At 43.9% G+C, this 22,120-nt stretch carries 24 protein-coding genes and 2 pseudogenes; 7 read left to right on the forward strand and 19 right to left on the reverse strand.

Annotated features, from left to right (window positions below; genetic code table 11):
* Positions 1-114 precede the first annotated feature (114 nt).
* The 3 genes from V4C51_RS09675 to V4C51_RS09685 form a co-directional block, all read right to left on the reverse strand.
* Complete coding sequence (locus tag V4C51_RS09675; RefSeq protein WP_330925954.1) at positions 115-1,257, reverse strand: glycerate kinase; 1,143 nt, start codon at positions 1,255-1,257, stop codon at positions 115-117.
* A gap of 8 nt (positions 1,258-1,265) precedes the next feature.
* The gene (locus tag V4C51_RS09680) at positions 1,266-2,531 is read right to left on the reverse strand and encodes a GntP family permease (protein ID WP_330925955.1); all 1,266 of its coding nucleotides are present in this window, start codon (positions 2,529-2,531) and stop codon (positions 1,266-1,268) included.
* Between the two features lie 155 nt (positions 2,532-2,686).
* Complete coding sequence (locus V4C51_RS09685) at positions 2,687-3,844, reverse strand: CdaR family transcriptional regulator (RefSeq protein WP_330925956.1); 1,158 nt, start codon at positions 3,842-3,844, stop codon at positions 2,687-2,689.
* A 57-nt stretch (positions 3,845-3,901) separates the two neighbouring features.
* Between V4C51_RS09685 and V4C51_RS17960 the strand changes: the two genes are divergently transcribed.
* The 5 genes from V4C51_RS17960 (at position 3,902) to V4C51_RS09705 (ending at position 5,903) form a co-directional block, all read left to right on the forward strand.
* Positions 3,902-4,144, forward strand: coding sequence for an endonuclease domain-containing protein (locus V4C51_RS17960; protein WP_420797647.1), 243 nt, complete (start codon positions 3,902-3,904; stop codon positions 4,142-4,144).
* A 172-nt stretch (positions 4,145-4,316) separates the two neighbouring features.
* On the forward strand, positions 4,317-4,595 hold the full coding sequence (locus V4C51_RS09690; RefSeq protein WP_420797648.1) for a type II toxin-antitoxin system Phd/YefM family antitoxin: 279 nt from the start codon (positions 4,317-4,319) through the stop codon (positions 4,593-4,595).
* Positions 4,561-4,860, forward strand: coding sequence for a type II toxin-antitoxin system RelE family toxin (locus V4C51_RS09695; protein ID WP_330925957.1), 300 nt, complete (start codon positions 4,561-4,563; stop codon positions 4,858-4,860). Before V4C51_RS09690 ends, V4C51_RS09695 begins: the two co-directional genes overlap by 35 nt.
* A gap of 144 nt (positions 4,861-5,004) precedes the next feature.
* Positions 5,005-5,265: a redoxin family protein gene (locus V4C51_RS09700; RefSeq protein ID WP_330925958.1), complete on the forward strand. Its 261-nt coding sequence runs from the start codon at positions 5,005-5,007 to the stop codon at positions 5,263-5,265.
* Positions 5,266-5,459: 194 nt separating this feature from the next.
* The gene (locus V4C51_RS09705) at positions 5,460-5,903 is read left to right on the forward strand and encodes a glutaredoxin domain-containing protein (RefSeq protein ID WP_330925959.1); all 444 of its coding nucleotides are present in this window, start codon (positions 5,460-5,462) and stop codon (positions 5,901-5,903) included.
* A 148-nt stretch (positions 5,904-6,051) separates the two neighbouring features.
* Here the strand turns inward: V4C51_RS09705 and V4C51_RS09710 are convergent, their stop codons facing one another.
* Both V4C51_RS09710 and V4C51_RS09715 read right to left on the reverse strand, forming a co-directional pair.
* A complete protein-coding gene (locus tag V4C51_RS09710) occupies positions 6,052-8,076 on the reverse strand; it encodes an NADPH-dependent 2,4-dienoyl-CoA reductase (RefSeq protein WP_330925960.1) in 2,025 nt (674 codons plus the stop codon).
* Between the two features lie 218 nt (positions 8,077-8,294).
* On the reverse strand, positions 8,295-9,134 hold the full coding sequence (locus V4C51_RS09715; RefSeq protein ID WP_330925961.1) for an enoyl-CoA hydratase-related protein: 840 nt from the start codon (positions 9,132-9,134) through the stop codon (positions 8,295-8,297).
* Between the two features lie 101 nt (positions 9,135-9,235).
* Here V4C51_RS09715 and V4C51_RS09720 point away from each other — a divergent pair, with 101 nt between their 5' ends.
* Positions 9,236-9,832 (forward strand): TetR/AcrR family transcriptional regulator, encoded by a 597-nt coding sequence (locus V4C51_RS09720; RefSeq protein WP_330925962.1) that lies wholly within the window; start codon positions 9,236-9,238, stop codon positions 9,830-9,832.
* A gap of 109 nt (positions 9,833-9,941) precedes the next feature.
* Here V4C51_RS09720 and V4C51_RS09725 read toward each other — a convergent pair whose 3' ends face one another.
* From V4C51_RS09725 to V4C51_RS09750, 6 genes and pseudogenes are all read right to left on the reverse strand, one after another.
* Positions 9,942-10,688: a 2OG-Fe(II) oxygenase gene (locus V4C51_RS09725; protein ID WP_330925963.1), complete on the reverse strand. Its 747-nt coding sequence runs from the start codon at positions 10,686-10,688 to the stop codon at positions 9,942-9,944.
* A 5-nt stretch (positions 10,689-10,693) separates the two neighbouring features.
* Positions 10,694-11,590, reverse strand: coding sequence for a hypothetical protein (locus V4C51_RS09730; protein WP_330925964.1), 897 nt, complete (start codon positions 11,588-11,590; stop codon positions 10,694-10,696).
* 57 nt (positions 11,591-11,647) lie between these two features.
* Complete coding sequence (locus V4C51_RS09735) at positions 11,648-12,745, reverse strand: MFS transporter (RefSeq protein WP_330925965.1); 1,098 nt, start codon at positions 12,743-12,745, stop codon at positions 11,648-11,650.
* The gene (locus V4C51_RS09740; RefSeq protein WP_330925966.1) at positions 12,726-13,157 is read right to left on the reverse strand and encodes an SAM-dependent methyltransferase; all 432 of its coding nucleotides are present in this window, start codon (positions 13,155-13,157) and stop codon (positions 12,726-12,728) included. Before V4C51_RS09740 ends, V4C51_RS09735 begins: the two co-directional genes overlap by 20 nt.
* Before the next feature lie 243 nt (positions 13,158-13,400).
* Positions 13,401-13,538 carry a hypothetical protein gene (locus V4C51_RS09745; RefSeq protein ID WP_330925967.1) on the reverse strand — a complete coding sequence of 46 codons (138 nt, stop codon included), beginning with the start codon at positions 13,536-13,538 and terminating at the stop codon, positions 13,401-13,403.
* A 302-nt stretch (positions 13,539-13,840) separates the two neighbouring features.
* A pseudogene (locus V4C51_RS09750) lies at positions 13,841-14,712 on the reverse strand (IS982 family transposase); the annotation flags it as partial.
* Between the two features lie 269 nt (positions 14,713-14,981).
* Here V4C51_RS09750 and V4C51_RS09755 point away from each other — a divergent pair.
* Positions 14,982-16,358, forward strand: a complete 1,377-nt coding sequence (locus tag V4C51_RS09755) for a hypothetical protein (RefSeq protein WP_330925968.1) — start codon at positions 14,982-14,984, stop codon at positions 16,356-16,358.
* A gap of 69 nt (positions 16,359-16,427) precedes the next feature.
* On the opposite strand, the pseudogene V4C51_RS09760 reads toward V4C51_RS09755, so the two are convergent.
* The 8 genes and pseudogenes from V4C51_RS09760 to rsmA form a co-directional block, all read right to left on the reverse strand.
* Positions 16,428-16,656, reverse strand: a pseudogene (locus V4C51_RS09760) (transposase); the annotation flags it as partial.
* Positions 16,656-16,796, reverse strand: a complete 141-nt coding sequence (locus tag V4C51_RS09765; RefSeq protein ID WP_330925969.1) for a hypothetical protein — start codon at positions 16,794-16,796, stop codon at positions 16,656-16,658. The pseudogene V4C51_RS09760 and the gene V4C51_RS09765, both read right to left, overlap by 1 nt.
* Positions 16,797-16,830: 34 nt before the next feature.
* Positions 16,831-17,274 carry a type II toxin-antitoxin system VapC family toxin gene (locus V4C51_RS09770; RefSeq protein ID WP_330925970.1) on the reverse strand — a complete coding sequence of 148 codons (444 nt, stop codon included), beginning with the start codon at positions 17,272-17,274 and terminating at the stop codon, positions 16,831-16,833.
* The gene (locus V4C51_RS09775) at positions 17,274-17,513 is read right to left on the reverse strand and encodes a type II toxin-antitoxin system Phd/YefM family antitoxin (RefSeq protein ID WP_330925971.1); all 240 of its coding nucleotides are present in this window, start codon (positions 17,511-17,513) and stop codon (positions 17,274-17,276) included. The genes V4C51_RS09770 and V4C51_RS09775 overlap by 1 nt, the downstream gene beginning before the upstream one ends.
* A gap of 478 nt (positions 17,514-17,991) precedes the next feature.
* Entirely contained in the window at positions 17,992-18,732 is a 741-nt protein-coding gene (locus V4C51_RS09780) for a hypothetical protein (RefSeq protein WP_330925972.1), read from the reverse strand.
* 337 nt (positions 18,733-19,069) lie between these two features.
* Positions 19,070-20,287, reverse strand: a complete 1,218-nt coding sequence (locus V4C51_RS09785; protein WP_330925973.1) for a type II secretion system F family protein — start codon at positions 20,285-20,287, stop codon at positions 19,070-19,072.
* Between the two features lie 77 nt (positions 20,288-20,364).
* The gene (locus tag V4C51_RS09790; RefSeq protein ID WP_330925974.1) at positions 20,365-21,174 is read right to left on the reverse strand and encodes a symmetrical bis(5'-nucleosyl)-tetraphosphatase; all 810 of its coding nucleotides are present in this window, start codon (positions 21,172-21,174) and stop codon (positions 20,365-20,367) included.
* Positions 21,175-21,185: 11 nt separating this feature from the next.
* Positions 21,186-22,001, reverse strand: coding sequence for a 16S rRNA (adenine(1518)-N(6)/adenine(1519)-N(6))-dimethyltransferase RsmA (gene rsmA, locus V4C51_RS09795; RefSeq protein WP_330925975.1), 816 nt, complete (start codon positions 21,999-22,001; stop codon positions 21,186-21,188).
* Positions 22,002-22,120: the final 119 nt, after the last annotated feature.

Consider the following 22,120-nt stretch of genomic DNA (forward strand, 5'->3'; position numbering starts at 1 on the left):
TCGCTTTTGTGAGGAGAATAGCGGGACTATTTGACGAACAAAAGCGGCTTTTTAGACCCATTTATCGTAGCCGCAGTAGGAGCATGACTTTTAAGACTGATTCTAAGGTTACGCTCAACCGGTCAGTATCTGCATCTTGCAAACAGTAGCCAGATTTCTCGCTTCACGTTCGAGATTTTTCCGGCAGGAAGAAAAAGCTTCCTTCAAGCTCACGGCACTGTGGACAATAGGAAACAGCGCATCAATACCTTGCTCGTAGACAGCTTCCACGCCCTCACCAACACTGCCACAAATCGCAATCACAGGCAGGCCGGCCTTCTTGGCTTCTTTGGCAACACCAACGGGTGTTTTACCGTTGGCGGTTTGCCCATCAATTCGCCCTTCACCAGTGATTACAAGGTCAGCCCCCTCACACTGGGCTTTCATGTCAACGACATCCATCACAATATCAATGCCGGGCTTTATGGATGCCTTCATAAAGGCCAGTAACGCAGCGCCCATACCACCGGCAGCGCCAGCACCTGGTACTTGCGAAACATCCTGCCCCATCACTCGCTTCAACACAGTTGCGTAATTGTCCAGTGCAGCATCCAGTTGCTTTATCATGGCACTATCAGCACCTTTTTGTGGACCAAACACGACAGATGCACCATTGCTGCCCGTAAGGGGGTTGTCCACATCACAAGCTGCTATAAACTCAACCTGGGACAAGCGAGGGTCTATTAAGCGGGTATCAATATCCGCAAGGTCTTCGAGCGCTCCTCCACCAACGGGCAACTCTGTACCCGCGGCATTGAGAAAACGAACGCCAAGGGCCTGCATCATACCAGCACCACCATCATTAGTAGCGCTACCGCCAATGCCTACGATTATCCGTTTAACCCCCATAGCCAGGGCACCACGAATCAGCTGACCTGTGCCCAGTGTGGTCGTATAAAGTGGATTTCTTTCTTCAGGGCCAATCAGCTCAATGCCAGACGCTTTGGCCATTTCAATCACGGCCGTCTCACCGTCGCCCAACAGTCCGAAGCTGGCGATACAGCAGTTACCAAGGGGGCCTGTGACAGCCTGGTCAATAACTTTACCTCCCGTAGCATCTACCAGTGTCCGCATAGTGCCTTCACCACCATCAGCCATGGGAATTTTGATATACTCCGCCTCAGGCAGCACCTTGCGAAACCCTGTTTCAATGGCGTTTGCCACATTCAATGCTGTCAGGCTTTCTTTGAAGGAGTCCGGTGCAATAATAATTTTCATGAAAAAACCTATGCGACCTGAAATACACCGTAGATCAGTGTCGCTGTCACTGTCATACTGAACCCAATCAGCGTCTCATAAGGCACAGCCCTTAAACGCTCTCGAATTTTCATACCGACACTGCCGCCAGTTGCATGAAAGAAACTGCCATGAGGCATATGATCTAAAACTGTAGCACTGGCATGCATCATAGCCGCTGCACCCAATGAAGGAATGCCCAGCTGCAAAATAATGGGGCCAAAAACATTAGAGGCAACAGCTGTACCAGCCGTTGTTGACGCTGTCGCCAGGGACATGCTCATGCCACTCAGGGGCGCCAGCAGGTACGCAGGCAGGCCAGAAGCTTTTAACAAAGATACCAGTGAATCACTGAGTCCAGAATTTGCGATAATCCCTGCCAGAGTCCCCGTACCAATCAACATAACAGCCACACCCGTCATACGCTGTAATCCCGCCACGGCAAAACGATTCATATCGCCCAACCGCCCCATGGCCAGAGCGCCTGCAACCCCACCAAGGGGCAAGGCAATCATTGGGTCTATGGAGATTCCAGCCATTGGGCGCAAAGCCAGCATACCAATCGCCACCACAGGTGCTGTTAACGCGGCCAGCAAGCCAGGAAGACGCCTGTCTTCCTGTGCTGTTTCCTGATCGACACCATCGAGCATCGTGCCTTTGTTCACCAGGGCTTTGGCAATAAAATACGTCACAACCAAACCAATCAATGCAGGTACGAGGTTGGCCATCATGACATTTGTCAATGGCAGATTAAATGCGTCAGACGCTGCAATAGTATTTGGATTGGGTGAAACAAGATTGCCTGCCTTACCACCGCCAATCATTGCCACCAGCGCGGATAAAACGGAGATATTTACACGGCGGGCAATAGCCATGGCAATAGGTGCCACGGTAATAACAGCAACATCGATAAATACGCCCGCAGCGGTTAGCAGTGCAGTGGCAAGAATCAATGCAACAATTGCACGAGCTTCACCCACGGCGTCGACAATTTTTTCCGCTATAACACCTGCACCGCCAGACTCAATAAGTACTCCAGCCAGAACACCTGCTGCTAAAATTCGAAGAATCGAAGGACTAATTCCCTTAACACCTTCAATCATAAGGAGAATACTGTCGCCTAAACTGGCAAGACCAATCAGCGCCCCTAATAAAGCACCAATCATCATACCGTAAGCAAGTGGAACACGTTTTAGAATAAGGCCAATGGATATAGCTAAGCCGCTCAATGCACCTAGAGTGGTAATTTCAACCATTTTTTATTTAATCCAACCAAATATTTTAAACCTGTTTTGAGGCAGCTATTATCTAGTTTTTTTTTATGGATGTTACCGTCAAACCGAACGAATATTAGCGCATGTTCGTCTTGTTTTTTTGAGCACGAGCACAATACAGGAAAGTAGTGTGTAAATTACAGCCCTTGTAACTCATGCATTCTCAGCGCAAAGTGTAATAGCAGTAAATCACTAAAATCCCTGGGATTGCGTTCTGTTAATGACTGTATTTTATCAAGGCGATAGGACAGCGTATTTCGATGGATATGCAGCTTTTTTGCTGTCACGCCAGGGTTTGCCTGCGCATTAATATACACCCGCAACGTTTTCTGCAAACAGCCCTTTGGATCTGACAACAGTAGGGGCCGGATGTGCTCCTGAACTTCTTTCCCCTTCCAGGAAGGCAATAAATCCAGCATTAAGCTATCGAGTTGAAAGTCAACATAACGATAAACAGGCTGGTCAGGTAGTAGCTGTAAGCCCAACCGCAATGCTTCCTGTGCGGTTTGATACGAGAGCCGAACGCCTGATATGCCTTTGATATAACGACCCAGCGCAACCTTGTAGCTCACATTCTTAACACTGGATAACCGTAACTTTAATGAAGAAAGGTAGCTTGTCAGCTGATCCTGATTACGGCTATCACATCTATTGACAGTATGCAGCAGCACAAACTGGTTGGGTTCTGTTAATGCCACTAAATCGTCAGGATCCCCTTTCCTTAACAGATACTGAAAATACTCAATTTCATCTGTCGACAGTGGATTCTCCTCCTGACGCTGAAGGTAAATCAACACGGCTATACGGGGCAAATCAGGATTAATACCCAGATTTCTTGAGCGAGAACTAAATAAGGGGTCGTTTTCTGCTGTACCGTGAATCAGTTCAGAAATGATATTCTCCCGCTGTCGCAAACTCCAGTGTGCCTCAAACATAATGGCAGCATTCTCAAGCATCAAGTCTGCCGTCATTACGACGAGATCCGCAAATTGCGATACTTCATCGGGATGCCCTGAAATACCAACAACACCGACTACCCTTCTCCTGAAATTGATAGGACGGTTAATACCCTGCTTTGCCATTACAAAGTCCTTTGGCTTATTTTTATATATATCGAAGGAGTCCCCTGATGCTAATACTTTTAGCGCTCCTTCATGGACTGTATGTAAACGACGCTTATCACCTGACCCGATAATTACACCATTCTGATCCATTACGTTAACGTTATAACCTATAATGGCCATGGCCCGATCAACAATACTCTGAGCGACCGATTCAGTGAGGTAAACAGGCATGAAAATACCGTAAGCTAGTCAGTGGGGAAGCTCTGCGATTTTATGTGCTGTTGACGTATGAATGCAATCTTCATCAGATCGCTTTGTAGAGTTTGTAAATATCATGATTTGAGATATTTTCTTAATTATAAAACAGGCGGAAGGCGGGTAGGAGTGCTGTGTGACAGATGTAACACAATTGTATTACAGGCTGGTGATGATCCGGCGCTCCTGGAGGCGGCAGCCGAGTATTTGAGAAAGCACCGAAGGAAAAACAAGCGACATTATCGGTTACCTGTAGCAGAAGAGGCGGCCAGTTGACCGCCCTTTGAATTACGATCTACATCTTAGATACCTGCTGACGCCTTCTGATATCTACTGAAACCTTTTAAATAAACTTAAATAAACTTGTATAAACTAATTTGCTTGTACTACTATTAGTCTAGTAATGACACCGTTATTAGTACTTTTAAAAGTTTTATAAGGGGTTATAATGGCTATAATACGATCAATTCTTGCTGATATCAGTACGGGTATCTCCGAGCTTAAGAAAGACCCTATGGGTGTCGTAGAAAAAGCGGAAGGCCGTCCTGTTGCTGTTTTAAATCGCAACCAGCCTGTGTTTTATGCTGTGCCAGCTAAAGCCTATGAAGAGCTGATAGATCGTTTAGAGGATTACGAGTTGGCAAAGATTGTAGAGGATCGCAAGGAAGAACCTACATTTGAGGTAGATGTTGATGACATCGTCGATAACCTACACCCTCCAGTTTAACGGGAAGTCTGCTAAAGAGTTCTCTCAAACAGATCGGGCGCTGAAACTGCAATTTCAAAAAAAGCTTAAAGAGCGCCTGGTTAACCCTCACGTCCCAAAATCTCGTCTTCACGACATGAAAGACTGCTATAAAATCAAGCTGAAATCATCGGGTATTCGCTTGGTCTATCGTGTTGATGATCAGGCCAAGACAGTGACAGTGTTAGCAGTAGGCGAGCGCGCCAGAAGCACGGTCTATAAGAATGCAAAAAAGCGCCTGCTGTAAAAAGGCGCAACCTGTCAACTTGTTTATATGAATGTTTTCACGAAAGCGACTCTGTTTGTATTCTTTGTTATCACGATTTACGGCATAAATTCTCCCTTATTTTCCATATGACCGAAACTCAATAACTAATATAGAGACTGTATTATGTTCACCTCTAAAGAAGGTCAACCTGTCCCTGAGGTCACGTTCAAAACCCGTAAAAATGACAAGTGGGTCAACCTGAACAGTAATGATATTTTTTCCGGCAAAAGTGTGATCATTTTTGGCTTGCCCGGTGCCTACACACCGACATGTTCCTCTGCACACCTACCGCGGTATGAAGAGCTGTTCGGGGCTTTTAACCAACAGGGTATTGATGATATCTACTGCTTGTCGGTAAACGACGCCTTTGTCATGAATAGCTAGGAGCCTGTCCGAGAATAGACTACCCTACTGCGGTTGCGATAAATTAGTCTAAAAATTCCTGCTTCTTCGTCAAATAGCCCCACTATTATCCTCAGAAGCAGAAATTTTTATCCTCAATTTCTCGTAATCCTCGCTACGGGCGCTATTCTCGGTCAGGCTCCTAGGCCAAAGAGCAGGACGCCAGGCACGTTAAAATGCTGCCCGATGGCAATGGCGATTTCACTGAACAAATGGGCCTGGTGTTTGATGCCAAAGCACTGGGATTTGGCAAACGTAGCTGGCGTTACTCCATGTTGGTGAGAGATGGAGTTATTGAAAAGCAATTTATTGAACCTGAAGAAGTCGGCGACCCTTTCAAGGTGTCTGATGCCGACACCATGCTCCATTACCTTGCCCCAGAAGCAAAGCCACAGGCGTCAGTGTCTCTGTTTACCAAACCCGGCTGCCCATTCTGTGCCAAAGCCAAACAGATGCTGCATGATCACCATATGGCCTTTGAAGAAATTGTATTAGGATCTGACGCAACACCCACCTCCCTCAGAGCCATCACCGGAGCCACCTCTGTGCCACAGGTTTATATTGGCGGTCAGCATATTGGTGGCAGTGATGATCTGGAAAACTGGTTTGCTCATCCCTAACCCGGATATTTCATAAACATGCTCCTGGCCTTGCTTGCTCCTTGCGGCTCTTAGGGAGTTTATGAAATATCCGGGCTAAGAAGCTGCTCATGATCTTTTGTGAACAGCGAATCTCATGGGAAAACTGCGATCTCAGGTGGCTTTTGACTCAGATCGTCGCGGCTAAACGGCACCCTTGGTCTATGGCACGCTTGGCGTCCAGCTCAACGGCCTGATCAGCACCACCGATCAGGTGAACAGGCTTTCCACGAATACTGTCGGCCAATTCTCGCAGGGGTTCCTGGCCGGCACAGATGACAATGGTATCCACTTCAAGGAGTTGAGGTTCACCCGCTACGGTCAGGTGGAGTCCCTGATCGTCAATCTTCTGGTAGTCACAACTGGCCAGCATCCGAACACCCCGGCTAGCCAATGAGGAGCGATGAATCCATCCGGTAGTTTTACCCAGTTTGGCACCAGGCTTGGTTTTTTTACGCTGCAGGAGATACACGTCTTTTTCTGGTGTTTCCGTGTGTTTTTCAGACAGTATGCCGCCGCGGTTTTCCAGGGACATGTCCACGCCCCATTCGCTCATAAAGGCAGGGATATCAAGGCTGGAGGAAGGCCCTTGTTGGGTAATAAACTCACACAGATCAAAACCAATACCACCGGCACCAATGACAGCTACTTTCTTCCCTACGGGCGTGCCTTTAAATACATCCAGGTACGTTAAAACGCAGGGGTGATCTATACCATCAAGATCCATTGCCCTGGGCTTGATGCCAGTGGCAACAATCACTTCGTCGAAATCACTGTTTTTAAGGTCATCGGCACAGACATGCGTGTTAAGTTGTAAATTAACACCAGTAATATCAATTTGTCGTCTGAAATACCGCAGGGTTTCTTCAAACTCTTCTTTGCCAGGGACAGTTTTAGCGATATTAAACTGACCACCAATTCGGTTAGCAGCATCAAACAGAGTGACAGAGTGGCCACGGTGGGCTGCGGTAGTGGCAAATGCCATACCAGCGGGACCTGCGCCAACAACGGCTAACTTTTTACGTACCGTCGCAGGTTGGTAATTTAATTCTGTTTCATGGCAGGCGCGGGGGTTGACCAGGCAACTGGCGATTTTCCCCTGAAAAACGTGATCAAGGCACGCCTGATTACAAGCGATGCAGGTATTGATTTCATCGCTTTTGCCCATGGCCGCTTTATTGACCCACTGAGCATCTGCCAGCATTGGCCGCGCCATGGAAACCATATCTGCATCCCCTCTGGCCAGCACCGCTTCTGCTGTTTCAGGCATGTTAATCCGGTTGGAGGTAATAACCGGGATGGAAATCTCCTTGCGGATTTTAGCCGTCACCCAGGTAAAGCCTGCGCGAGGTACCATGGTGGCTATGGTCGGAATTCGAGCTTCATGCCAGCCAATACCCGTATTGATAATCGTGGCGCCAGCTTTTTCTATGGCTTTCCCGAGCTGGACAATTTCGTTCCAACTGCTGCCACCTTCAACCAGATCAAGCATGGAAAGACGATAAATAAGAATAAAGTCATCACCTACCCGTTCACGGGTACGACGAATAACTTCTATGGGCAGGCGTGTGCGGTTTTCATAACTTCCGCCCCATTCATCCTGGCGGTGATTCGTGCGGGCAGCAATAAACTGGTTAATAAAATAACCTTCAGAACCCATAATTTCGACGCCATCATAACCCGCTTTTTTCGCCATGGCAGAGGTGTTGGCAAACGCTTCAATTTGCTGATCGATTTCTTCTGGTGTTAGTTCACGGGGCTTGAACGGATTAATAGGTGCCTGAAGGGCACTCGGTGCAATAGCCATTGGATGGTAGGCGTAACGGCCAGTGTGGAGTATTTGCAAACAGATTTTTCCATCCTCGTGATGAACGGCCTCTGTTATCATTTTATGCTGCTCAACTTCCTCAGGCTTGTTAAGCAAAGCCGCAGCCGGCATACCACCGCCTTCTATATTGGGGCCAATCCCTCCTGTAACAATCAGGCCGACTCCCCCTTTGGCGCGCTCTGCATAAAAGGCGGCTAATCGTTCAAAGCCCTGTTTTCGCTCTTCCAGTCCTGTGTGCATGGAACCCATAAGCACCCGGTTCTTCAAGGTGATAAAGCCCAGGTCTAACGGGGCTAGAAGGTGGGGGTAGGGAGTAGGAGATGTCATGAAAGTACCTTTATTATGAGACAAGTGCAGTATTGTTCTGTGGCAAGCAGAAGTCAGAAGCAGCCTTAACAGTCCACGCATAGCAAGAATCAAGAGGAGCTGAGGATAAAAAGTCAATGCTCAGTGGCAAATAGTCCGCTAAGAAACCAACCAAATCGACTTTTTATACCTGTTTTCACCGACCGCAGTAGCAGCACGACTTTCAGACTGCGGCTAAGTTAAGACAAAGGTGGCTCCACAGGCCAAAGCTCATCATAATCAGCGGGCTGATTGTTACTATTTGCCTGAAAAGCCTTCATCATTTCACCGGGCTGGAACATACCGCTTTGCCAGGTGGCCATATAATTCAGGCTGTCGATGACACTGTGGTCGCGTGCATAGTTTAGCATTTCCTTACTGCCGGTAACGGCCAGCGGCGAGTTGGCGGCAATTTGTTTGGCGATTTGATGCACATGTGTCATCAGCTGTTGCTTATCTTGCACAACGGCATTGAGCAGCCCTGCCTGGAGGGCTTCACTGGCAGGAAATTTTCGCCCGGTAAAGGCCAGCTCTCGAACCAGAGCTTCCGGCATTTTATAGGGTAACCGTTGCAAGGCGCCAAGGTCAGCAGTCATCCCCAGCTGTGTCTCTTTCAAAGAAAAGTAAGCGTCGTTTGTTGTGTAAAGGCAGTCACAGGCACTGACCAGATTGAAAGCACCACCGATACAACCTCCCTGAATAGCACCCAGTACTGGTATACGACATTCTTCTAATACATTGATAGCTGCCTGTAATTGCTTTACCGTTCGACGAAGGTTTTCGCTACGCCGACCTGGCTCACCCTGAATAAGCTTGTTACCACAATTCATAAATATGCTCAGGTCCATCCCGGCAGAAAATACACTGCCTTGTGCTTTAAGGATAATCACACGAGCACGACTGTTATTGTCTATATCACGAATAATCTCAGGAAAGGAATACCAGAAATCAAGGTTAAGGGCATTGCGTTTTTCAGGACGATTAAGTGATACCGTGGCGATACCCGCATCAATCTGAACATCTAGAAATGAGTCGGCCATAAAATGCCTCGCTCTGAATTTTATTGGTGTATGTCAATAGGGGCTAAGGTAAACTTGCGACTTGACAGTGTCAAGATTAATTAGCTGGGGGGGGGGTAAACGTGAAACGGCAACACTATCATCATGGTCATCTGAAGCAGGCTCTGCTGGCTGAGGCAACGCAGATGATTCGTGAGTCGGGGGTGGAAGCACTGTCCATGAGAGTGCTGGCAGAAAGGGTGGGCGCTTCCCGAACAGCAGCCTATCACTATTTCAATAATAAAAATGCATTGGTCAGTGCCATTGCTGAGTCGGGCTTTCAGGCATGGGAGCGGCATTTTTCCCCCTTATTTCAACAGCCGCCCGTCCCTCTGGAGTCCTGGTTGAGGAAGTTTGCTGGTCAATATATTACCTTTGCCCAAGACCATGGTGAGCAATACGATCTGATGTTTGGGCGTCCCGTCTGGAAAAACGGTGAGCCCTCAGATTCCCTTAAAGCCCTGTCCAGTGAGGTCTTTCAACAGTACGTTACATTCATTCGCACCTGGCAGGCAGAAGGTGTGTTTATACAAACCATTGATGCCCTGCGACTTGCTCAGGTGAGCTGGGGAATGCTACACGGCATTTGCCGACTACTCAATGATGGTGTCTACCTGGAAGGGGAAGCCATTGAAGGCATGCAGGAAGCAGCCGTGAAACTGTTATTAGGGAAAAAATAGCTGAAGACCTGAGTTCGACATAACGGTTAAGAAGCCCGCTTAACCAACCCGGTATGCTGAATTTTATGTCGAACTCAGGTCTCATAAGTTTTAGTCGGTAGTTGAACTGTTAAGATTTTGCGAAAAAACCAGTAATACTGCAACGCATATTATCTCCTGCGCTTAATTCAACTTTTTTTATACTATGTGTTGTTGTTGGTTTTATCAAAATAAGTCTGTTTGGCTTTGGATATATAAATGTGCCAATTCCATCGCTTTCGGATATATTTCTTTCTCTAAGAGACCAACCAAACTCTGGGCCAATATCACCGTTTTTAATTTTTGACATCTCGATAGATTTTTTACTCATTGCTGAAATGTTTTCGGAGTATCCGCTATTATCAAACCCTGATTGATCAAACAAACAAAGCTCTCCTCCCCAGCTAGGTTTCCATTCTGGGTGAGCATAATAAATGTATGCACCTAAATATTGGTTGTTATCTTCGTGCCATCCTAGACCTGAGCCTTGAGGGTATAAATATGTTGTGCTTGAAAAATAATCCCATGATTTTTTATTATTTTGCCATACCCTAATAATATCCTGCCATTCAAGAATTTTATTAGATATCAGTGAGATACCTGAGTTCTCCGCATTCTTATTATTAAAGCTAACTGTTATATTTTTTGATGATTTTGTTATGTATGTTTCACTTGAAACTGGGTGTCCGTCCCACAATCTCCATGACTTATTCCACTCGCTTTCGTGAACAAAAGAATAACTTTCAAATTGCAAATAAAGCTTTATTGCATCAAACTCTTCTCTTGATAATACGTTATCAATAACAAGAGCATTATTGCTTTTAAATGTGATATCCATTTTACTTATCTCCATTGATTAATCATATCTATCATTTCTTTTGATAAATTTCTTTTTTCTCTTAGTAGAGATTCATAAAGAAAATGTTTCATTTCTACCGATTTATTTAAATATTTTTCAGGAAGCTTTGAGCTGTTTTTTATATCTATTTTATTCAAAACAGATATAGCTTTTTCACGAAATTTTACCACATTATGATAAACGTGAAGAGCATTTATTGCTTGAAAATAGGTGAATTTTCTGTCTTTTCTTTGCGGAAGATAGACAGTTTCTTCATAAGGGTTTATGTTTTTACCATAGCTTATTTTGTTATTGAAACAATGTGAGTGCATTTGATGATGAAGTGCTTCATGGTACATGTTTTCAATTATAGCGATGCCAGAAATACCCTTTTCTATTTGTATGTACGGAGGCACAAAAAATAAAGCTGCATCAGAAAAAAAAGTACAATGTGGCATTTCATAAAATGATGCGCTGCCAAATTCAGCGTCATCATCATCTGATGTCAACCAAACTATAGATGAGATAAATCTAGCTATTAAACTAATCTCTTCTTCAAAGTAAGGTGAAAAAAGATCAATTTTCTTCCTCAAGAAAAAACTTCTTTCTGAGCAATAATCTATGGAATACAAATGCTCCTCTAAACCACAACTTTCTTTTATTTTGTCGCCGTTTTCAGAATTAACCCAATGTAAAATGCAGTCTTTTGATATCTTTAATTGTTTGGACTTTTTTAAAAAAGAATGCTCAGAAATTGATGGTATTTCGAATGTATATTGATTATTTTTTCTTAGCTTTGCACAGCTAATTGGGTTTAAAAAAACGTCCTGCTCGATTTTATTACTAGCCGAGTATTTGTTTTTTTTGTACTCAGAAATTATATCTGTTTTTTTTGATATCAAAACACAGTACCTTTTTATTTTAGCTAACCAGGCGCATTTATGCGCCTGATTTATGGGTTAGATAAATAACATGGCTGTTATTAAAGATGATAAAAACATACTAATCATTTGAAGTCTATATGATTTAGATGTGGCTGAATGTATGTGCTTTTGGTCAAAGTCATCCAGTATTCTAAATGTAGATAATGAGTAATATACATTAGATAAAAGATGTGCTAAAAAAATAATTAAAGAAGTTAATATTATCGATGGAGAAAAAGGAATTATTAGGTATAGACCTATAAAACTAAAAATTGATCCAAATAAAATAAACTTGTTTTTACTAAAATCCTTGAACCTTGTTGCTGGTAATATTAAAGGTGCTAAAAGTTGACCAAAGCTTCTGACAAACAAGAGCGTTAGTACGTACTTACTAGTGAATTCTGGAGCTAATTTGGGTAAAAGCCCTGATAAAGGAGCACCTAAAAATGATAAAATTGGTAGTAATAATATACTAACTTTCTGGTGTGACTTTAATCCTGACCATATTAAATCGGTTGTTGGTTTTTCAACATTTTTTATAATGCAATTGTTTTTTAATTTATTTCTAGACAATATAAAAAGAGCTATTGCTAGTAAAAAACTCATTCCATCTATAATAAAAAATAGAAATATATCTATATATCCATACAATATAACTCCTATACCTACTCCGAGCAATACATTTGAAGAAAATATAAGCGTATCCAAGCCAGCAGCCAATGGAAGCTTGTCTTTAGATAATCCTTGTTTAAACATCAACTGTACTTCTGGGAAGGTTAGCCCTGCAACATATGCTGTAACTACCCCTGATAGCATAAGTAATAAATTGTTGTTTAGTATAACGCCTATTAAAGGAATTATAAGGCCTAACAAACCTAAAATATCGCCTATGATTATCACATTAAAAGAGTTATACTTTTTAAAAATTTTACCTGAATAATTACCTAACCAAGCAGGAAAAGTAAATAGTAAAAATGTTATAATAAATATTGCTTCAGAAGCATTATTATCAACAAGTTGTCCATTAACAACAACAAATGTTAATCCATTTCCTATGGAACTAACCATTAATCCTGCAACAAAAAACCTTAACCACTTATGCTTTAAAAAAACTTCAATCAGATCGATAATCATTTAAAGACTCACCATATATATGAGAGAAAAACTCATTATTAATTTTTTCTTTTTTCGGCAAAACTGCTGGTATAAATAATGTATGTTTAAAACTCACATTTTTTAGTAAATCCCTTAACTTAGAAAAAACAGACTTTTTTACATCTGGCGTATTGTTCTTATCTATTGACGATGATATTAAAAATACAGGATGATCTTTTTTATAATAGGTTTCTAGTTTTTCTATCAGAAAATCTGGTTTATTTCTTTCTAATGGGTTTATATAATCAGTTCTAGGGTTCCCTATGGAACAAACATGATAGAAAAAATGGTTTAAACATGGGTCAATAGTATAATTGTACAGAAGAAATCTGTTAACATCTAAAATACAAGTTCCTTCTTCAATAGGATCTATTGATAAATCATTTATCATTGTTGAAAAGCTTGATACCCCAGGTTGTATATTTAGTATGTAGCCTTCGTGATTCGAGAAATATTTTTCCAACATTTGAACAAGCGTGACGCCAAACCTTGGGTGTCCACTGACAATTAAACAGGTCTCATTACTTACTCTGATAACCTCTAACAGATATTTAAATATTCTATTGTAGTTATGCTGATCAAGCTCTCCTTCCCTGTAAAGAGAGGATATATCATCATAATTTTTATTAATATCCTACATAAATAAATCAATATCATTTATTGATCCAAGAGTGAAAATTTTTTCTGATTGTTTTATAGTTCGTGCAGATTGCAATGTCAACTGATCTACGCCTTGAACACCAGCTCCAACAACATTCAAAATTCTAGACATATGAATCCCTTAAATCACCTAAATATAAGGTGGCTAATTTTATATATTAACAATAATAATTTTAGCCACCAATAAAACGATATTTATTTATTAAATCCACCAATAACTTTAGATAGATTCATCGGAGCAACAGAGGATAGACGAGGGTTCATTTTAGTCATTTTTATATTTCTTATCAATTATATTGAATAAATTAATTTACATTTTTTATAAAAAAACAACTGTCGTAAATAAGTAAAAATACTTAAAATTAGTACTGAAAGCCATTTTCCTAAGATCTGAGTTTGACATAACGGGTAAGAAGCCCGCTCAACCAACCCGGTATGCTGAATTTTTAGAGAAGGCTTCTTCTCTGGAACGTATAGGCTACAAGCCCTGCAAGCAAGTTAACCATAAAATTGAGCTTTGAACGGTGGTGGGTGTGCTCTATCTGAGAGATATTCTTCAACTGATCGTTGACTGTTTCAATGATTGCACGCCCTTTTAGCCGTATTTTGTCAAACGCAGGCAGGCTCTGAGGTTTCATGTTTTTCCTGCGTGTCGTCATCAAGTCAACATTGTATTTTTCTTTTAAAAGCTGGGCTTTAGCCTTGGATATATAGCCTTTGTCGCCGAACAGCTTACCAAACAAGTGGCAACACATATCTTCAAGAACAACACGATCATAGGTATTGCCTGATAGACACTTAACCGTCAGCAACTCACCGGTATCACTGATAATCAGGTGAAGCTTAAAGCCATAATACCAATGTGTGGAAGGCTTCCCCCAGCCTGCTTCATCTTTAAATACTTTATGGCGCGGTGCCCGACTTTTTTCACAGACAGCGATGCCCGTTGATTCAATAGAAGAAACGCCAGGCACCTTGCCATATCGCGTCTGCAAGAAAGCTGAGAGCACCATCAGCGCTTGTAGCATCAGCTCAACAAACCGATTGCATCTGACCAGGCCGTGAAAATGCTTACGCCAGTATTTACAGACATGATCAATATAGAAGTGCTTCAGACAACGATAGCCTTTAGCATGAAATAGGATGACGATTGTTGCCATTTCGCTGATTGATAGAGGCTGTTTACGAATGCGCTTACGGCCACAATGCTCAAGCAGATACGGGTTTAGCCTTGGTTCAAATCGCTTGCAAAAATCGTCTACTGTGCAAAATACCTTTGTTAGCACAGCACTACTCCATCCCTAATCAGCGTGATAGCTATGCTATATAAAACCAGTTCCTTATGTCGAACTCAGCTCTGAAGGGGCAACAATCACCCCCTTCCTGAATAATCGCGCACCGCCGCCTTGGCGTTTTCCATTGCCACATCAGCCTGACAAAAAGGTTAGTCAGCCTGACGGCTGTGCAATGAAATCGCTTTTACTGTGTCTGAGCAATTAATCAACGTGATATTCATTGCACTTTGCAAGTAGAGACCATGACAGGAGATTCAATAATGATAAGCAGTGCAGTTCTGCCAGGGAAATCGGGCTATTTTGAATGGGATACAGCACAGGAAAAAGGTAATATCTCTGTCACTGAAGCCACCAGGACTAAAGGTCTGGAGGTAGCTACCTACCTGAAGAAGATAAAGGATGACGCTCTTGCGGGAAAAAAGATCAAACCCGCAATGAGCGACACTGTGCATTTTACCGGGCACTCTGATTCTGAAGATTTACAACAACAACTCGCTCCACTTAAAAAAGAAAAAGACCAATTAAGAACGTTAAGAAGGACGATTAGTACCCTTAATAAGTTGGTGGTGTCTCAGGCTGAAAGAGTGCAGAAACTGACGGTATGTTATGGAAATGCCCAAAGAGAAATAACAGCGTTAGATAATGAACTTGAACAACTGAAAAACAAGCAGTACGAAGCTATTACCCCACATTCTCAGTCTCTCCACGAGGCGCAAACTCAGCTTGCCAAGCTGAATAATGAGAAAACCTCTCTGGCTAAGTACAATCAGCAACTAACAGAAGAAAATAAGTGCCTGCTGACAGAACTTAAACAAGCGGAGGCTTATATACGTGGTTTGGAAGTTCAGGCACAAAACGATGCAGACCGGATTGCCCGACTGATAAAAGACCAGTCAGAGAATGAGGCGACGCTGGAATTGATTAAAGCGGAACACGCTGCACAGTTACAAGCGCTGGTGATACAAGCAGCACAAACACGACCATCATCGTCTGTCAGGGGTTCAAGAACACCAGGCAAGAAGCTACCTGCGCAGTATTACATGGAGCGGCGGCATAACCGGATGACACATTGTCTCGATGACTTCAGGCATCGCTCTTTATCAGGTCGCAGAACAACACCGCCGCCGGTGCACCCATCAGCCCAGCAAGGAACAAGACAGACGTTTGTTCCGGCAGCAATGCCTGCGCGAATCCCAGAAGAAAACGCCACACAGCCAGGGCGATACACCCGCAGAGAACCCATTGAGCAGACGATGCTCGCTGCACAGCAAAATACCCGTCGTCGTCGAAAATACCCCCGTACGACAACACAGCACAAACGGCGTGGGACGCACCACATCCGACGCCACAGAACAGCGGATTGGGTTGCCAGTGAACGCAGCAAACGACGGTCTGCTGCTAACAGCCAGCGTATTGCTCACAGGGAGCCTGCTTTTGGCTGGTCGCCTTCAACTGTTGGCAAAAAAGACCTGTCTACTCAGACAGCGGGTTATACACCAAACGGCTACCCTCAGCCAGAGATGTCTGTCATGCTGTCAGCCATGTGCCAGCTGGTTGAAACAACCATGAAGACATTCTTGGAGGGTTTTGCCAGGATATTCGGTGGCACTTTCGGTGACACTATGGCCAGGTATTGATGTTGAGGCAGTGATGGAAACTCTTCGGCATCCATTAACAACCAACAGTGTTAATATACCCATGAGAATTCAAGACGCAGGATTTAACCGCTGAAAATTGTCGTTAATCCTGCTGCTCAAAGAAGCACCAATTTCAGGTTCAGGTAACGTGACTTCCAAAAAGTCATTAATTTCTGTCGGAAATCTTTCGGTTTTGGGAAATACTGATTATCTCTGGCTTATTCGCTCATCACCTTCCATAGGAGCCTGTCGAGTTTAGGTTTGGACTGTATGGTGGTAAATAATGAAGCTTGATATTCAGTTTTCCGCCTCTTCCACCACCTCCTGTGAGCGATTAGCGCAGACACTTTCCCTTAACTGTTGAGTCATGTTTTGCACATCATCCTTATTCAGCCCAAGCTCTTGCGCAATTTGTCGGTTCGATAGATTCAAGGACATCAAATAATAGCATCCATCCTGGTTCTACTCATTTTTATTCCCCGTAGCTGGTTTCCTTGAGGTACAGCTTCACCCCAGCTTTATTTGCTGCCTTTGCCAAGGCATGACCCAATGTTGCCAACGGCAGCCTTTCCCGCACTGCCAACTCCAGGTAAGCTGCATCATAGCTGCTCAGATTGTAATTTCTGGCAAGCCCCAGTGTCCGGCTAAATGCCTGGTTAGCCGTCAGTGGATCAACGTATATGGGCAGGTTCGCCAGTTGAGCAATAAAGCCTTCACTTTGACCAGCATCAACATCCCCACGGCGCTCGGAACTGGCAATGACGCTACACACTTCCAGATGCCAAAGGTTAGGAACTAATGCATCCACCTGTGCCAGAGTTGCCATTACACCGTCAGCGTACTGCTGATCTGCACTGTTGCCTGTTTCCATAAACCAGCGCATTGTCACCGAATTATCCAGCACAAAATCCGTCATTACCGGCGACCTTCTTCACGCATAGCTTTCAGATCAGCATCCGATACGACCGGCTTTTTCATCTGGAGCAGGTTATTAATGGCAGCCTCAGCCTTTAAACGGCTTTTAGCACGGCTAGGGATGAGGTCAGCAACGGGCTTGCCACGGTTTGTGATGGTGAAGGCTTCACCGGCTTCAACGCGCCGGAGGATTTCCGGTAACTTGGTTTTCGCATCGTAAGAGCCAATTTTTTCAAACATTTAAAGCACCTCTTTTGTCTATTCTTTATAGACCAGTATGTAAGTCTATTGGCGTATTATCAAGAAAACAGACCATATTTACAGTCTATAAGAAATATACGCATAAAAGAGGCTGCCGTCCCTCTTAATAGCTCTTGGCTTACTGAAGGCGAAAAGCCAATGCGAAGTGACTGCTCCCCCAGCTAAAGCAGCAGGGGGCTTCTGATTTCTCAGGCAGCAACTAGCAGTGTGCTAGGAGCCTGACCGAGAATAGCGCCCGTAGCGAGGATTACGAGAAATTGAGGATAAAAATTTCTGCTTCTGAGGATAATAGTGGGTCTATTTGACGAAGAAGCAGGAATTTTTAGACCAATTTATCGCAACCGCAGTAGGGTAGTCTATTCTCGGACAGGCTCCTAGGAGCCTGTCGGACTTCGCACAATAAATGTGAGTAGTATAAACTATACTGCTCACATTTATTGCGAATAGAGTCTAGCATTCAAATAAAAAAGAAAACAGAATTCATATCCTTACTGAACTTTTCAGGCAAGTCAGTGTTTAAGTATATATAACCTTTCTCGAATAAAAACCGCAAGCTTTTTCTTTTAATATTAAATAGGTGTCCATAAAACTCCTCTGCTTTATCCATATCTACATCCATGCCATTAAAAAATACTTCTTTAACTATATCACTGAAAAAGTAATCATCAATGCTTAATGCTTCAGCATTTCTCACATCTCCTTTAGTGGATGAGTTAATTATATTAACAACCAATTCAATAGCCTTTTTTACCCCTATATCTTGCTTTTCAATATCTTTATTATCTGCTTCTGATAATTTTATCTCCTTTTTATTAGAGCATGAATTTTCATTTTTCTTGCGCAAGAAATTATCGTAATTTTCAAACTGCCTTTTTAGTTGCTCTTTTTTAAAGGAAGATACATCATGGAGGGAATTTATTTCTTCATCCGTAATGTGAGAGTATTTTTTTATTACATCAATAATATCACTCACATGAAAAGGAAACAGGCCAACTAGACTCTCAATGCTGGAAAATGGTACTTTCCCTGGCTTTAAAAAAACTAGATGATCAATATCAACAAGTCCTAACTTATAGGATTTAAGGCCACCTTCATCGGTATAGATTAATGGTGGAAAATTATCATATCTGAATAGATTTGGATAAGCGTAACATTTACCAGAAGGCTGCAAGTCTGTAATAACTGCATTAATTAACAATCATGTTAGGGATACTTAAAAAATAATTTTGCTTACCTTGCATACTGGCACTCAACCACAACCACAACCAGCGAAAGCCGGTGGTGGTCAGGGATTACGCATAAATTAACGTGATTTCGATGGATATTCCCTTGTCTTGCATGGGATGCAGATATAAAAATAACGAACGCTTGGGTAAAAACAGTTCATTTAAACCACATTTTGGCCTGCTAGCGGTACTTGGGAGACACGTGCCGTTCGTCAAAAGCCATAAGCCAGCCAACCAGGCACTGTGCAGCAAGAGATAGTACAAATTTCAGGGCGTCGAACTCACGTGGTATACACCTTAACCTGTCCCTTATACCACTGACCCCATCTTAAAGATGGGGAGATACATAGCAATGATCAGGCCACCCACCAGCACGCCAAGAACAGACATAATGATGGGTTCCATCAGACTGGTCATGCCATCGACCATATTATCCACTTCATCTTCATAAAAGTTCGCGACTTTATCGAGCATTTCATCCAGGGCACCAGACTCCTCGCCAATGGCTACCATTTGTATCGCCATAGGCGGGAAGGTTTTGGCATTTCTCATGGCAAACTGAAGCTGCTGGCCGTTGGAGACTTCTTCTTTAATTTTTTCAGTAGCACTGCGGTAGACGACATTACCTGCTGCGCCTGATACCGAGTCCAGAGCATCCACCAGGGGAACGCCAGCAGAAAATGTGGTAGCCAGCGTCCGGGCAAAACGCGCCACGGCAGATTTATCGAGAATCTGACCGATAACAGGCACTTTCAGCATCATCCGATCACGTTTATCCCGCGCTTTTTGTGATTTTTTAAGGACATGCTTTAGCCCAAAGACTACCCCAACAATGCCACCCAGGATATACAACCAGTTCCCCTGAATAAAGCGTGACAGGTTCACCACCATTTGAGTAAATGCGGGTAACTCTGCACCAAAACCAGCAAAGACTTCCTCAAATTGCGGCACTACTTTAATTAATAGAATACCGGTCACAATTATGGCCACGACGACAACGCCAATAGGGTAGTTAAGTGCCTTCTTGATTTTCGCTTTCAGCGTTTCCGTTTTTTCCTTGTAGGTGGCAATGCGGTCAAGCAAGGTTTCCAATGAGCCGGACTGCTCACCAGACTCAACAAGATTACAGTACAGGTCGTCAAAATATAAGGGATGCTTGCGCAACGCGTCAGCCAGATTGGAGCCACCAGCCACATCATTTTTTACTTTGATCAGTAACTCTTTCAGCGCTGGTTTATCGACACCTTCCGAGGTGATATCAAATGCGCTGAGTAAAGGGACGCCAGCTTTGGTCATAGTGGCCAGTTGACGGGTAAAAAGGGCAATATCAGCGGGTTTAATTTTGCCGCCTTTGGTACCGAGGGTAATCCCTTTCTTTTTGACCTTGGCGGAGACAATGCCCTGCTTACGCAGCTGAGCTTTGAGCAGGGCAATGTTCTGGGCACTGATTTCACCGCTTACCTCTTGTCCCTGCTTGTTTTTTCCTTGCCAGAGGTAAGTGGTCAGTTTGGCATTTTTCTTGGCCATAAGCCACGCTGTCCATTGCTGATATCCGTACCGTCATATCGGCAAAAAGCGCGAAACATTCAGCTTACCGCTGACCTTTACCGCTGACCTTTTACGCGGGTTCGCTCAAAGGTCTTCAAGTTAATAGCCGTCAGGTATTTCCCCCATACACATCCGGTGTCAAGCGCATGAACATTGGCAAGCCCTGTTTCTCCCTCCAGGGCGGCCCAATGACCAAAGAGCAAGGTTTTTCCAGCTATAGGCGCCTGATCGTAGTTATACCACGGCGCATATCCCTCATTGGGGTGGTCAGATTTATTATCAAGATCCAACCGGCCCTGCTCATCACAAAACCGCATCCGGGTGAAATATGTCGCCGCAAGACGCAGTTTCTTTTTTCGCCCCAACGCACTTTCCCAACCCAGGGGTTTTTCAATTTTAAACAGCGTTTTCAATAGTTTGTAATAATCGTGTCGCTGAAGCGCCATTTCCAGTTTGCGCGCGTGAAGCTTCGCCTGTTTCAGTGTCCATATGGGGGGAATACCGGCATGAACCATGGTGATGTCTTTTTTCTCGCAGTGATAAAGAAAGGGACGAAAACGTAGCCAGTCAATCAGCGCTTCTTTATCCGGTGCCACCAAAATCTGACTGATTGTGTCGCCTTTACGAGGCTTTCTCAAACCGGCATCAACAGCGAGTAAATGCAAGTCATGATTGCCTAAAACCGCGACACAGGCATTGCCCAGGCTTTTTAAAAAACGCAGCGTCGCCAATGAATCAGGCCCCCGATTCACCATATCGCCAGCGACCCAGAGCTTATCCTTATCAGGGTCAAAACTGATTTTATCCAGTAATCGCCTGAACGGGTCATAGCATCCTTGTATATCACCCACTGCATAAGTCGTCATGGCTTCCTTTCCTACTCGTTCTTGCTTGCGGCGTTATCAAGATAATCCGCAATTTTTACGAAATCCACAAGGTGTAATTGCTCAGGGCGCGCGCCAGAAGCAATGCCCAAACTTTCAATCGCTGGCGCACTGAGATGGGACTTTAAGGTATTTCTCAAAGTCTTGCGGCGCTGACTGAAAGCATCACGAACAACGGCTTCCAGCCTGGCTACATTTTTACAGGGGTAAGGTAGTACTTTGTGGGGAGTTAATCGAACAATGGCAGAGTCAACCTTTGGGGCAGGTTTAAAAGAACCCGGACCGACAGTAAACAAGTTATCCACCGCGCAGCTGTATTGCGTCATGATACTCAGCCGACCATAGTGTTTATCACCGGGTGTTGCCGCCAACCGTTGTACAACTTCTTTTTGCAACATAAAATGCATATCACTGATTAACCCCCTGAAGCTTAGCAAATGAAAAATCAGTGGGGTGGAAATATTGTAGGGCAGATTGCCTGTTAATCGCAGTGGTCGGTCATCGGTTTTAAGGGCGCTGAAATCAAACTTCAGAGCATCGGCTTCATGAATACAAAAATCCGGGTTGAGGCCAAACCGCAGCTTCAGCGCGGGAATCAGATCCCTATCCAGCTCAACCACATCCAGCGCACCAGCACCTGCCAGCAACCCCTCTGTCAATGCGCCCTGCCCGGGTCCAATCTCCACCAGCTTCTCCCCTTTTTTTGGATGAATGGATAAAACGATACGTTCAATGACACTCTGATCACGCAGGAAATTCTGGCCAAAACGTTTACGCGCTTTATGGAACGGGAAATCTGACTGGGGCATGGGTATTTGCGGTTCGATAGGGAATTGAAGGGGACGTATCATAAACAATGTAAAAGTCAGGCAAAAGTATCCTGGGAGCCTGTCGGACTTAAGACAATTTCGGCCTAAAGTCTGGAAAG

Source organism: Candidatus Sororendozoicomonas aggregata (assembly GCF_031528575.1).
Classification (GTDB): domain Bacteria; phylum Pseudomonadota; class Gammaproteobacteria; order Pseudomonadales; family Endozoicomonadaceae; genus Endonucleibacter; species Endonucleibacter aggregata.

Bases quoted from the DNA above. Each gene is read 5' to 3' on its own strand.
- V4C51_RS09710 (WP_330925960.1), bottom strand. From the start codon at position 8,076: ATGACATCTCCTACTCCCTACCCCCACCTTCTAGCCCCGTTAGACCTG.
- V4C51_RS09725 (WP_330925963.1), bottom strand. From the start codon at position 10,688: ATGGATATCACATTTAAAAGCAATAATGCTCTTGTTATTGATAACGTA.
- V4C51_RS09690 (WP_420797648.1), top strand. From the start codon at position 4,317: ATGGCTATAATACGATCAATTCTTGCTGATATCAGTACGGGTATCTCC.
- V4C51_RS09790 (WP_330925974.1), bottom strand. From the start codon at position 21,174: ATGACGACTTATGCAGTGGGTGATATACAAGGATGCTATGACCCGTTC.
- V4C51_RS17960 (WP_420797647.1), top strand. From the start codon at position 3,902: ATGAATGCAATCTTCATCAGATCGCTTTGTAGAGTTTGTAAATATCAT.
- rsmA (WP_330925975.1), bottom strand. From the start codon at position 22,001: ATGCCCCAGTCAGATTTCCCGTTCCATAAAGCGCGTAAACGTTTTGGC.
- V4C51_RS09785 (WP_330925973.1), bottom strand. From the start codon at position 20,287: ATGGCCAAGAAAAATGCCAAACTGACCACTTACCTCTGGCAAGGAAAA.
- V4C51_RS09765 (WP_330925969.1), bottom strand. From the start codon at position 16,796: ATGTCCTTGAATCTATCGAACCGACAAATTGCGCAAGAGCTTGGGCTG.
- V4C51_RS09705 (WP_330925959.1), top strand. From the start codon at position 5,460: ATGCTGCCCGATGGCAATGGCGATTTCACTGAACAAATGGGCCTGGTG.
- V4C51_RS09735 (WP_330925965.1), bottom strand. From the start codon at position 12,745: ATGATTATCGATCTGATTGAAGTTTTTTTAAAGCATAAGTGGTTAAGG.
- V4C51_RS09775 (WP_330925971.1), bottom strand. From the start codon at position 17,513: ATGTTTGAAAAAATTGGCTCTTACGATGCGAAAACCAAGTTACCGGAA.
- V4C51_RS09715 (WP_330925961.1), bottom strand. From the start codon at position 9,134: ATGGCCGACTCATTTCTAGATGTTCAGATTGATGCGGGTATCGCCACG.
- V4C51_RS09680 (WP_330925955.1), bottom strand. From the start codon at position 2,531: ATGGTTGAAATTACCACTCTAGGTGCATTGAGCGGCTTAGCTATATCC.
- V4C51_RS09755 (WP_330925968.1), top strand. From the start codon at position 14,982: ATGATAAGCAGTGCAGTTCTGCCAGGGAAATCGGGCTATTTTGAATGG.
- V4C51_RS09700 (WP_330925958.1), top strand. From the start codon at position 5,005: ATGTTCACCTCTAAAGAAGGTCAACCTGTCCCTGAGGTCACGTTCAAA.
- V4C51_RS09685 (WP_330925956.1), bottom strand. From the start codon at position 3,844: ATGCCTGTTTACCTCACTGAATCGGTCGCTCAGAGTATTGTTGATCGG.
- V4C51_RS09695 (WP_330925957.1), top strand. From the start codon at position 4,561: ATGACATCGTCGATAACCTACACCCTCCAGTTTAACGGGAAGTCTGCT.
- V4C51_RS09745 (WP_330925967.1), bottom strand. From the start codon at position 13,538: ATGTCTAGAATTTTGAATGTTGTTGGAGCTGGTGTTCAAGGCGTAGAT.
- V4C51_RS09740 (WP_330925966.1), bottom strand. From the start codon at position 13,157: ATGATAAATGATTTATCAATAGATCCTATTGAAGAAGGAACTTGTATT.
- V4C51_RS09770 (WP_330925970.1), bottom strand. From the start codon at position 17,274: ATGACGGATTTTGTGCTGGATAATTCGGTGACAATGCGCTGGTTTATG.
- V4C51_RS09675 (WP_330925954.1), bottom strand. From the start codon at position 1,257: ATGAAAATTATTATTGCACCGGACTCCTTCAAAGAAAGCCTGACAGCA.